The organism is Sarcina sp. DSM 11001, from assembly GCF_900101015.1.
In the GTDB taxonomy this organism is placed as follows: domain Bacteria; phylum Bacillota; class Clostridia; order Lachnospirales; family Lachnospiraceae; genus CAG-791.
In genome coordinates, this window is sequence record NZ_FNFZ01000025.1 from 51,584 (window position 1) to 63,989 (window position 12,406).

5 protein-coding genes are annotated in these 12,406 nt (G+C 49.0%); all 5 read right to left on the bottom strand.

Annotated elements, in window-relative coordinates; translation table 11 throughout:
* Positions 1–36: 36 nt before the first annotated feature.
* On the bottom strand, positions 37–1,143 hold the full coding sequence (locus BLT02_RS13000; protein WP_092996330.1) for a hypothetical protein: 1,107 nt from the start codon (positions 1,141–1,143) through the stop codon (positions 37–39).
* Positions 1,144–1,237: 94 nt separating this feature from the next.
* On the bottom strand, positions 1,238–1,360 hold the full coding sequence (locus BLT02_RS18125; protein ID WP_278277410.1) for a hypothetical protein: 123 nt from the start codon (positions 1,358–1,360) through the stop codon (positions 1,238–1,240).
* A gap of 58 nt (positions 1,361–1,418) precedes the next feature.
* Positions 1,419–2,768, bottom strand: coding sequence for a radical SAM protein (locus BLT02_RS13005; RefSeq protein ID WP_092996333.1), 1,350 nt, complete (start codon positions 2,766–2,768; stop codon positions 1,419–1,421).
* Between the two features lie 183 nt (positions 2,769–2,951).
* Positions 2,952–3,077, bottom strand: coding sequence for a hypothetical protein (locus BLT02_RS18130; protein WP_278277411.1), 126 nt, complete (start codon positions 3,075–3,077; stop codon positions 2,952–2,954).
* 294 nt (positions 3,078–3,371) lie between these two features.
* Positions 3,372–12,398, bottom strand: coding sequence for a Cna B-type domain-containing protein (locus BLT02_RS13015; protein WP_278277413.1), 9,027 nt, complete (start codon positions 12,396–12,398; stop codon positions 3,372–3,374).
* Between the last annotated feature and the right edge of the window lie 8 nt (positions 12,399–12,406).

Sequence of the window (12,406 nt, forward strand, 5' to 3'; positions counted from 1 at the left end):
TTTTAATCCTCTTGTCCGAAGTTCTTAATCAAATTTTCAGTCAATGGGAATTTCGGGCAGAAGGATCCCTTCGCCAAAATCGGGGAGCGTCAGATCCGGCTGTTCAGTTTTCTCATCGTCCTGATGGGCAGGAACATTTGATTGGTCGTCACCGGGCTCCACCGGAACCTCCTGGTCAACAGGACGTTCACCGTTATCGTTTCCGACTGAGACTGCTTCGTTTCCGCTCCCGCTGCCGGCAGGGGCAGCAGATTCATTCCCGGTCCCCTTATTTGTTCCCGCATTGGAGCCTCCTGCATTGGAACCGGAATCCCGGCCAGTTCCGTTACCAGCATTTGGTCCTCCCGCATTGGAACCGGAAACCTGCTTCCTGCCGGAGCCGGAACCATTATTCGTTCCAGATTCTTTATCCGTACCGGTTCCGGAGCCTTTATCCGCACCGGTTCCAGAGCCCTTTTCCGTGCCGGTTCCAGAGCTTTTACCTGTGCCGGTTCCACTGTCGGAGCCGGAACCGCTGTTTGTGCCTGACCCCTTGTCCTTTCCGGTATTTGTGCCGGAATCCGCATCACTGTCAGTTCCGGAATCCGTGCTCGTTTTTCTGCCGCTGCCGCCCTCAAAACCAGTGCCTTCATTCAGATCCGACCCGGTACCTGGCTGTGAACCTGCATCGGGGTCCGCGTCAGTCTCAGTCCCGCTGGCAGTGCCGGAGCCGGAGGAATCTGATTTTTTGCTGTTACCGGCATTTGTCCCACCGGTCCTCTCCGTTTCCGTTCCGCTGAAGGGATCTTTACTGGAACCGGGAACATTATTGGAATCATTACCGGCACTGTCTCCTGATCCTGTATCAGGATTGGAACCGGCGTCTGTATTCTCATCGGTATTCGCATTAGCGTTTGCGCTCGCTTCATCATCGGGGGACACAGAGGACTCCGGTCCGATTTCCACTGCCTGTGTTTCCGCCCAGTTGTCTCTATTCCCGAATTCGGAGTCACCAGCGGTACTCTGCTCTTCTGTTTTTGCTGGTTCAGAGGAAGATAATCCCGTCCCGGTGTCAGGATGATGAAGAAATACAAATACCAGCAGGATTGCCAGGAGGGTCACGACAACTATGATGACTGCAGCCAGGGTTCTTCTATTCTTCATTAAGGTTCCTCTTTCATGAGTTATAAATATTGCACTCTTCCAATGCTTCCGTTGGATTCCTGCTGCTTGCAGCTAAATAAAATTAATCAGAATTTCAAGAAATGACTATCTCCGGCGTTTCAACTGTTTCAATCCCAGAAGAACAGTATGGGCTGGCGCTGACTACTTCTGATTCGAACTCAACTATTTCTATCCAGGGGGTTTCATACTTTTCCATATTTTTCTCCATTGGTTGTTATTTGTTGTTCTCTCTAATGTTATCTGGTCTTAAAATGTTATCCGGTCTTAAGCGGTTGACATGCTGATTCAACTTGTTCTTTCACCATTTGCCTGAGTATATAAATATTGCTTTCTGTTCTTGTTATTTTACAATAATCATTCCGGTTTGGGCATCTGGAAAAAGGTGTACATTCAGGTAAAATGGGACAATCCCTGCATTTTTCCCTGACATCTCCCACTTCTATAAAGCTGCGTAAGATATCAGGTCTTGTTGTCCCCCGGAAAATATCCCCGTGAGAAGTTCCGGGTTCACAGTGTAAACAAGTGTATAGCTCACCTCCCGGCGCAATAACAGCATACCCGGATGGTTGATCAGCCATACAATTATTGACCCGGAAAGATTTTAAAGACGATGTGGTAACATTTCTGAAGCCTGCTCGTTCTATCAACGTTCTGGATTCAATTATCCTGTTCCAATATGAAAGGAAAGCCGGGCTTTCTCTAAAGGCATGTAAAGGAGCAAAATAAATGAGGATCTTGCTTTTTTCCTTGATCACGTTTCCCAAATCGGAAAGGAAATCCGGAATCCGTTCTATGTTCCCTTCATCTACATTACACCGGATTCCGACAGCTACTCCACGGCAAGCGAGTTTTTCGGCATTCTTCATAACATTCCAATAGGTGTTTTCATATTGGTAATATTTTTTTCTGGCAATATAATCCTCTTCCGCACAGTCCATTGAGACCTGGACCTCTTCTATATGCCAGTCCTCAATCATCTTACTGACTAACTCATCATTGATCAGGCTTCCATTTGTCACAATTGATGATTTAAACTCTATCCCGTTTTCAGCCATCGCCATACAGATAGTGTCAATCACATCTGTACGTAAAAGAGGTTCGCCGCCGAACCAGGAAAAATGAATCCGGGTATTCTTTCTTCTGGTCTCCAGAATATATTCTATGGTCCGGTCCACGGTCTCCATGGTCATGGATCTCCGCGGTCGGTTCTTTTCATAGCAATAAACACATCGCGCATTACATCCAAGTGTCGGCAGGATCATATACCCCGCAAACCCCTTTTTTTTCGCAATAGTTCTCATGAGCTGGTAAATGCTTATGTAGAAAACAACCTCATCCTTTTGTTCAGGTACAAGAAAATAATCCTCTGCCAGTTTATACAGCTCAGAATCCCCTATGATTCGGGTAAAAGAAAAACTGGAATCCTTGCTCAAAGTGCAGTCTGTCAACAGACACTGTCTGGTCATAGTGTTATATAAGCAGGTCTTCCCATATAATTCAAATGTCAGAACAAATTGAGACAGTCTGTACTGATCAACGGAATTCAACTTCTGTTTTTTGAGCACTGACCTTATTTTCTCGTCCTGCCCCCATATCTCCTTCATGGATTGATTATCCTCTATATCTTTTTATATTTTATATTGTTTGAGGCGGTGCTCCGGTTTTGTTATCAGGTATCAAGGAGCACCGCCTCATAAAATAATAATCTTCTCATAAATTAATGCAATGATGGCAACTAAGAAACCAACTGATTTCACAATAAATGCTTTATGCTATCAGTTTATAGATCAGCCGCCTCCTATTGGTACTGTTTCCGTTTCTGGATCAAGTTGTCCTCCGCATACACTCGCTGTAACAGCGATTTCAGAATCAAACTCAACAATCTCCATCTCGGGCACTTCATACTTTTCCATATAAAGCTGGCCTCCTTTCATGTTGCTTTTTCCCTTATCTAACTGCATCCTGATAGTAATAAACCGGAACATCATACCTCATATACTTTATCAAAACAGGAGATTTATGATCCTGTAATAATTATATCCTGCCTATATCGGAATTAAAACAACAAAATACCGTTTTTGAAAACCTACAGACCAATTACTGATTGATCACCGCTGCTGTCACCCCCCTGAGGGTGTGACAGCAGTTTTTCATAAGCGGCGATGTTATTACCTGAGCTCTGTTGCAATCCCGTCCTTATCTGTTTTTTATTTGATATAGTTAGCTGCAGCTCGATAGTAATTGAACAGAGATGTAACAGCTTCCTTCGCTTTCTTCGAATAAGAGCCTTTGGGCGGGTTGAGGATCGTGTTGACATAGGACAGTGCGCAGACGTTTATATCAACATTCTCCTCTCCGGCTGTAACGTTTATGGTATGCATCTTATTAAGCTCATGGGCAGGTATACTGGGAATGGTCAAAAGATAATAACCATCATCCAGGGGGTCTGCCGCAATGTCTTTTCCATCCAGTTTCGCGGAGACTTCCGTTCCTTCCTCCGGCTTGACATATATGTAGATCAGCGTGCCGGACTCCAGATTCAGGGAATAGGTCAGGGCAACTTTGCTGTCGGTTCCTTTTGTCGTACTCAGAGCATAAGCTTTTACTTCCTCGCTGACACTTTGGATCATGTCGGATGTGATCTCGGAGGTCCCGGGCATTTCCTGAAAATCTGTTCCTATCGTCCAATGACGTATCCCGGACAGGTAGGGCTGTACATAGTGTCCGTAATTGCCCAGGGCTTTCAGAAGCGCCACGACATCAGGATTGTTGGCAAATATCTTCGAGCACTGGTCAATGTAATTGGATGCCTTGACGACTGTGGTTATGGTTTTTTCACCATTCTCCCCGTAATGGTAGGTGCAGGTGATCGGCTCGGCCATCTGGATGGAATTGATGTGGCCGGTAAAACCGTAGTACTGTTTTGTGGTGTCTTTGAATGAACTGTCAAAGTCCGCTCTCTCCTCCTTTCCGTTGACCGTAAAGACCATATAGCTGTCCTCGTACTTGTCCGGTTTTCCGGGCAGATCCATGTAGACATTCACACCGATTAAACCGGTGAGCAGCAGGGCGTAGGTCTTGAAGGTCGGTTCAGTTGACAATGTATTCGTGACATTCATGCCGTCGATCACAGTAGTATAGTTCTTGACAGCGTCTTCATAGACACTGTAAATGACCGCTTTTCCGTCATTGTTTTTGGGAAGTCCGGTAAAGCTCCATTTCCACTCTCCGTTTTCGTCCGCATTGACGGTCTCCTGCTGTCCTGTTGCCACTCCGTCAGCCAGGAGACGGATCTTGATGCTCTCAGGACGTGTATTGTTGTAGTTGTCATCATCCACCCAGGTCTTGGTTCCTTCCAAATCGACCGTCTCCGGTTCATGGGTGAAGGTGATGCGATAATAGTTTCCGGTTTCTCCTTCTGGCGTCAAAGAGGTATTGACCATGGAAACTCCATAGGTCCCCGGACCGGGATTTCCGCTCAGAACATCTGTCGCTTCAGGGAAAACGTTGTAATTGATCCTGGTTCCTTCTCTGGTAATAGGAAGATCCGTGAAGGATCCCTGCCAGCTGTCGGCTTCTCTCAGGGTCAGGGTCTTGCCTGTGACGGCTGTATCACCTTCGTAAAGCTGGATGGTGACTGTCTGCGGACGGATGCCGTCCCGGTTGCTGTCATCGTTCCATTTGAGGACTACGTCCACCTGGGTCTTACCAGGTGTGTATGTATTAGTGACATCATATCCGTCCACTTCAGCGGTATAATCGGGAACAGGATCTTCATGAATACTGTAGTTGATCTCCTTTCCTCCCGCATTTCTGGGAAGTCCGGGGAAGCTCCAACTCCACTGACCATCCCCATCCGCGCTTACTTCCGCGGCTTTGTCCGCCAGTTCTGTCCCGTCCGCCAGCAGGTGGATGGTGATGTTCCCGGGACGTTTGCCTTCAGCATTATCGTTATCCACCCAGGTCTTCTTTCCTGCGATCGTGACTGTCTCCGGTGTATGGGTGTTTTTCAGGAACCGGCCGCCCGTTGTTCCGCTTTCAGGGTCAGCGGCCTCTGTGACCATTTCAAAAGCGTAGGTGCCCGGACCATCGGTACCGGTCAGCACTTCTGTCTTTTCTTCCGTGACGGAATAGCTGATCTCCCGTCCCTTCTCGTATTTGGGAAGCTTCGTGAAGCTCCACTTCCAGTCCTGCACTGCGGAGATCTCCGCCGTCCTTCCTTCGACCTCCTCTCCGTCTGCGAGCAGCCGGACAATGACCTTGTCCGGACGGATGCCATCCTGATCGTCGGCATCATCCCAAGTCACCGTTCCGGTGAATCTTCGGGTCTGACGGCTGAATGTATTGGTGACATTAAAGCCGTTGACCGATCTGTTGTAATCCGTAAGGGGCTCTTCGGAGATCGTGTATACAACTGGAACGGCGTTCCCTTCCTCGTCCTCCTTAGTTCTGGGAAGACCGGTAAACGTACATGTCCAGTTCCCGTTTTCGTCTGCATTCTGCGGAGTGAGCGTCACAGCCTTGTCTTCGAGTTCCGTACCGTCAGCATAGAGATGGATGGTCACACTCTCAGGACGCTGGCCTTCGGCGTCGTCATTGTCCTGCCAGATGACAGAGGCTTCGATATCCTGCTTCGTGGGAGCGTAGGTATTGGTGATGTCAAGTCCGTCGATGACAGACTGGTATTCCTCTACCGGGTCCTCAGTGACGCTGTACTCGATCTCTCCGCCTGCCCGGTACCGACGTATATCTTTCAGAACCAGACTCCAGGTATTGCCTGTCCCGCGCGGGATGGTTATCCCTCCTGTTTCACCGGAAGCAGAACCGGCAGGAGTGCCGTCTGCATTGATCTCGTCTCCATTGGCAAAAAGATGAACGGTGACATTCTCCGGGCGGGCTTTGGCCGCATCGCTGTCATCCTCCCAAATCTTCCGGATCGTGAGATTCATCGTCTCAGGGGTGTAAGTATTTGTAATCGTCATGCCCGCCGCATCTCCTGAGCCGGCATTGTAGGAAGTCGTGTAGTCAGGCACGGCGTCTTCTTTGACGGAATAAATAATCTCGCTTCCGTCTTTGTTGAACCGGGGCAGTTCTTCAAAGGTCCAGTTCCATGCCTGGTCCTGCCCGGCCGTGACTGTCCTGATCTGGTTGTTGACTACAATCCCGTCGGCAAGAAGGAGGAGCTTCACGCTTTCGGGGCGGTCACCTGCCGCGTTATCTTCGTCCTCCCAGGCTACTGTGCCCGAGAAAGATGTGACGGACGTTTTGAGTGTATTGAGGACAGTCATCCCGTCGGCGCTTGTGAAATAGCCGTCGACTGGCTCCTGCTTCAGGAACCACGTGATCGGACCTCCATCCGATGCCACAGGTTTTACGTTGAACGTAAAGCTGACCTTCCAGCCGTCTGAAGCTTTTACGGTCTTTTTCATGTTCGGAAGCTTATTACCGTCTTCGTCCTTCACCGTGGTCATGTCAACGATCTCGCCGTTTGACAGGAGTGCCATCAAAGTCACCGTGACTTCTTTCGGGCGCTTCTTTTCCCGATCGTCCCCGTCCTCCCAGGTGATCTTTCCGGAAACGCCTTTCTTTCTGGGCGTATGAGTAAGTTTGACGAAGTAGCCGAGAGACTGCTCCCCTAAGATCGAGACCGCATAGGTCGACGCCGAATCGCTGCCGTTGATGACGCTGGTCCGCACTACGTCGATCTTGTAGCTCTGTGAGTCATCCAGGTCAGCAAAGGTACCTGCCCAACCGTCGTTTTCAGTGAGCGTCATTGTTTTGCTGATGCTGCTTCCGTTCGTCAGGCGGATGCCGACGGAATCAGGCCGGATACCGTCCTGGTCATCAATGTCATCCCAGACAATGGTCACAGCGGCCTGGGTCTTTCCGGGCGTGTATGTGTAGGTGACATTCATCCCTGAAAACGACGCGGTATAATCTTTGACCGCGTTTGCGGTGACTGTATACTTCGTCTTACTCAGTTTGCTTTTTCTATAATATTTGGGTACTTTGCTGAATGTATATTTCCAGTCGGGATTCTTGCCGACTGTCAGCTCTTTGTATTCATCCTTTACGATTTCCCCGTCTGCCAGCAGCTGGACCGTACACTCCTTAGGCCATTTATTCTCCGGGTTTTTGCCGTGGTTCCATGTGACCTTGCCGGAGACGTTGATCTTCTTGGTCAGTTCGTCATATACAGCTACACCGATTCCGACAGCAACAATTCCTATACCGACTGCCGCCACGGCCGGGGCGATCCCGCCGAAGCCTTCTCCTGCTCCCGCACCAGCGCCGCCACCGGCGCCACCGCCGCCGCCGTCACCGCCGCCGCCATCGCCGCCGTCGCCGTCGCCGTCGCCGTCATCGCCGTCATCATCGGGATCATCGTCATCATCGGGATCATCGTCGTCATCGGGATCATCGTCATCATTATCATTTTGGTTATAGGTGTTGGTGATGGTATAGTACGTCCCATGATGCATGATCTGTGTGTTATAATGATCCAGATTACCATTCTGGGCGTGCTGTCTGATTGAATAATTGATCTGATGGCCGTCGGCATTCCTGTCCAGATTGTCAAATGTGAAATCATAGAGCGCTGAATTTGCCTGCCTGGTATCTCTCAGCTGGCCCCCGGCATAAAGCCCGATCTCCACACTCTGCGGCCTCTCAGCAATATGCTGTTCATCACCGTGCCACAGCACTATTCCGCTGATCGAAATACTCTCGGGCAAATGGGTGTAGGTGATGTTAAAGCCGTTATTGTTCTGCACTGCGGCGAACTGGTAATGGTTGACATGGTTTTCATTTTCGTTTTCCACAACAGCATAATTGATCTCCTGGCCGTTCCTCACTGCGGGAAGCGGCTGGAACTGTCCGTTCCACTGATTGCCATCTCCCTGAAGATGAAGCACGTGCTTGTTTTCATTACCCTGATTACCGCCGTTTCCTGCTGTCAGAACCACATCAACGCTCAGAGGGCGATGATAATCCTGGTCGTTATTATCCTCCCAGTTGACCGTAACATTATGGGTAACTGTCTGAGGTGTGTGCTTCAGCGTGACAGTATAGCCATTTGCGGCATCGCCGCCGGTCTCACTGGAATAAGTAAGTTTGCCGTCCTGGCCGGTGATGACATTGTCATTCTGTACCTGAACCGAATACGGGATGTCCTGGAGCTGGGCGTCCTTTTTATTCAGATTATTGAAGCTGGCCTGGTAATTATTATTCCCGTTCAGCGCCACCGTCTGTCCGGTGTCCTGACCATTTGCCAGGAGCCTGACTGTGACGGAATCCGGCCGCAGCCCGTCCTCGTTTTCATGGTCATCCCAGTCGGTGACACTAACATTGACGGAAGTCTTTTCCGGATCATACGTGTTTTTGATCCTGAAGGTCCCCCCGTTTTCTGCATTTTCCACATCTGCCTGGAACTGATAGGAAACCTTAAACGGGGCTTCTATCGGGTTACCGTTCAAATTGACCTGGAAATCCCCTGTCTGTCCTTCTTCAATGTCATTATGGCCAAAGTCCTCTTCTATCACGCGATAATTATCATTGACCCATCCCACGACTTCAAAAGTATTCCGCCATCCAGCGCCGTTTCCTCCCTGATTTTCCGCAGACTCTATCTTTTTCTGCTCTTCATCTTTCCAATTTCCATTCTCAAGACGCTGCAGTGTGATGATTACGTAATCAGGATCTGTCTGAGTATTGATACCAAGACCTCCCGCATCCCATTCTTTTACGACCGTAAAGGTTCTCTTTACCATTCTTTTTGCGTTGATCACGGTCTTGCCGTTTTGATCGACTTCATAGGTGATATAATACTGCTTTCCACTAATTTCCGCCTCGCCTTCGTCATCAATCACCTGACCGCCCGCCTTTACACGGACACGGTATTTCTTGCCCTCTTCCCAGGGCACGGGGCCTGCCGGCGCTGCCCATTGGTTCTGTGCGCTCAGTTCCGCGGTGCTGTCCTGTACTTCTGACCAGTTTTCCGCTCCCGCCGGGCTTGACTGGACGATGGCCTGAACAGGGGATTGGGCTTCCCCGTCTTCCCATTTGATCTCTGTCGGAAAAACGCGTCCCTGCAGTGTTTTCGTGACCGGGAACTCGCCTGCCTGAAACTCCCCGTACGCGCCATAATTCACCTTGTATTGGAGATGCAGCGGCGTTCCGTCCTTTCTGGCAGACAGGACAATGATTCCGTTTTCCTCAACCACATTTCCCTGTTCATCAATTTCGCGGACTTGGTAATCGTCATCATTCCACTGCCCTTTGATTTCAAAAAACTTCCCGTCCTCAGGCTGATTCGGATCTGACTGTTTGACTTTAAACCACTCGCCGTTGTAGCGATGCTGAAGGATATAAGTTGATCGAACGGGTGTATCGCCATCTGCAAATGTCACCGGCGGCTCTTCTTTCCTGATGTTTCTGATAGAAAAAAACCTGTGCACTATTCCGCACTGTATTGTTGTCAGGTTATTCTCAATATCTGATCCGTTAATAGCATATTCAACGATATTTTCCACCCCGTTAGCATTTCTGACACAGAACTTTGCCACAATGTAACCGGTAAGCAGTTCATCTTGAAGGTCTTCTCCGTCTACAGGATTTCCCACATACGTATTTGCGTAGATATACATCCGCTCTCCGTCCTCGTCAAGCAGATCCACTAAATAGTTTCCTTCATCTCCGTCATCAGGAAGCGGGGCAAAGGCATGTGCCCAATTGTTATTGTTGTTCAATACCGCATTTTCCTTCGGTACCCACTGTTTTTCACCTTCTACATATTCGCTGTGGAGGAGCTGAGCTGTCAGACTATCCGGCTTATATCCTGCAGGCGCCCCCAACCAGTTAACTCTTACGGAGCACGTCCTCATTCCCAGGTTTACCCTGGTCAATGTGATTGTAGTAGTAAAGTGGCGTACACCACTGGCGTCTTGCCTCTTTGATGTTGTCGAGGTGACTCTATAATCATAGCTGACTGGCTCTCCGTTTTTATAGCAGGTAAAATTGCCGGCAGCCTGAGAAACCGGATCTTCATAATCTTCGACCGAGTCACTGACAATAACAGTACGCCCTTCGTCGTTAATAAACGAACAGCTTATGCGCGCAATTGTATTTTTGTTCCTGGGAACCGTATTATTGTTCGTATATAAAGTGGTTTCCCAGCCGTTGTCGTTGTTCAGATTCGCTTCGCCGACAGGATCTTCGACCTGAGAATTTTTATCTACTTTACAAATCTTGACAACATCAACCAGGACAGGTTTATGGGAAATCCCTTCCTCCTCGTCTTCCCATACCAGTCTTATCTTACAGTCAGCCCTGTCGGCACTGCCTTTGTTTGTGATGATCGTTGTGGGATTTAAAGGGTCATAATTGAAAACACTATATTTCACGGCGTAGTTTTCCTGCTTTTCTACCCCGCCTTGCGTGACCGTAAAAGGAACAAGCGCCCCGTCGTTTTCAACAAGATTTCCGTCTTTATCCCTTTCACGGACCTCCCACCTGTCATCGGCACTTATTTCATTATTTGAAAAAGTACCTTTCCAATTGTTGGCTTCAGTGAGCTGGATCTCCTCTTTCTCGACCCATCCGCCCTGCTCTTCATCCCACAGTCTGAGGACAGCCGTAACAGGCTTTTCATGATGGATTCTGCTATCGTCACTTACATTTGCTACATCATCATTTTCCCATTTCAAATCTGCCGAGATAATCAATCTCTGCTTAAACTGATTTGAGACTATGAACGTATCTTCCTCTTCATCAAAATCATAATCAACCTCATAGGCGTGCCATGCCGGCTGCCATCCACCAGGGTAATAATTCTCTACCTCGAAAAAACCCGTCTCTCCACTGGCTGTCAGCAGATTGTCCTTTCCGTCCCTTTCACATACACGGAATTTATCGCCGGCATTGTAAAATGCAGGTTTAAAATTCCCTGTCCATCCTCCGGCATCGTTAAGCTCCAACACCTCCAAAGTAGTCCAATCGCCGCCTCGCACTTCTTTTTTCTGCAGCTCTACCTTGACCACTGTATCCTCATGGCTGTTCTCGTCGTCGTTCTCCCAGACTTTTCGGACGGTAAACATCTTCTTCGGTTTCAGTTTATTAGTCAGAATAACACCAAATTCATTTTCAGGATCATGATCATCGCTGACCACATAACCGGCCATCACAGTCTCCCCGTCCTTTTCTACCGGGAAGTCTCCGGAATCGCCTTCTTTCAACACTTTGTCTGCATCTTTTCCGTCCATCTCAAAGATCCAGAAGCTGTCTTTGGTATAAACAGGCGCAAATGTCCCTTTCCAGTCTCCGTTTTTTGTAAGTTCCAGCACCTCAACAGTAGTCCAGCCTTCGCCGTCCGCTTCCTGCTTCATAAGAGCAGCCCTGACGGTTGTGTTGTCATGACTATATTCGTCATCCTCCCAGACCTTCCGGACGGAATGAACTATGCCGGAAGGTTTGTTCGTGATAATAAAGCCATTGGCATTCTGAGGATCCTGATCTATGCTGACCTCATAAAAGGCCATCACGGCTTCCCCGTCTTTTTTCACGGCAAAGGTCCCGGCGTCCCCGTCATCCAGAAGTTCATTTTCATTGTCTCCATCGAGCTCGCTGACAATAATCTCGCATCCATCCAAAGAGCTGGCAGGGGAAAAAGTCCCCTTCCAGTTCCCTGCCTCATTCAGTTCAATCGTCTCTACAACCGTCCAGTCTTCGCTGCCGCTCTCTTTCTTTTTCAGCGCTGCCCTGACCACTGTATCCTGATGGTCAAATACGACATCATCCCAGACCTTCTGCACTGTGAAGGTCCACTGTGTTTCACTTTTAGTCAGGGTGTTGGTAATGACAATGCAGCCGGCATCATTACCGCTGTTATCCAGGCTGTAGGTTACGGAATAGGTGTTCCTGACAGATGCTCCTGCTCCTCCGTTTTCCGCATTCTCGATATTCACGTTCAGTGCCCCGTCCTGCTCAATGGGCGCACCATCCCCGTCAAGTTCGACGATTCGGTAATTCCAGCTTCTGTTATCTGTCGTCTCCTCGACCGGTTCAAAGCTCGCGCGCCAGCTTCCTCCCTTCACCTCCAGGGTCTGGACTTCTGTCCATTCCTGGCCTTCACCTGCCTGTTTCTGGAGCTGGGCACGGATGCTTTCCGGATTTTTGCCGGCCTTATTTTCAACCTCCTCCTTCCATTCCTTGCGGACAGAAAATGTCTTTTTGACCAGGGGATCAC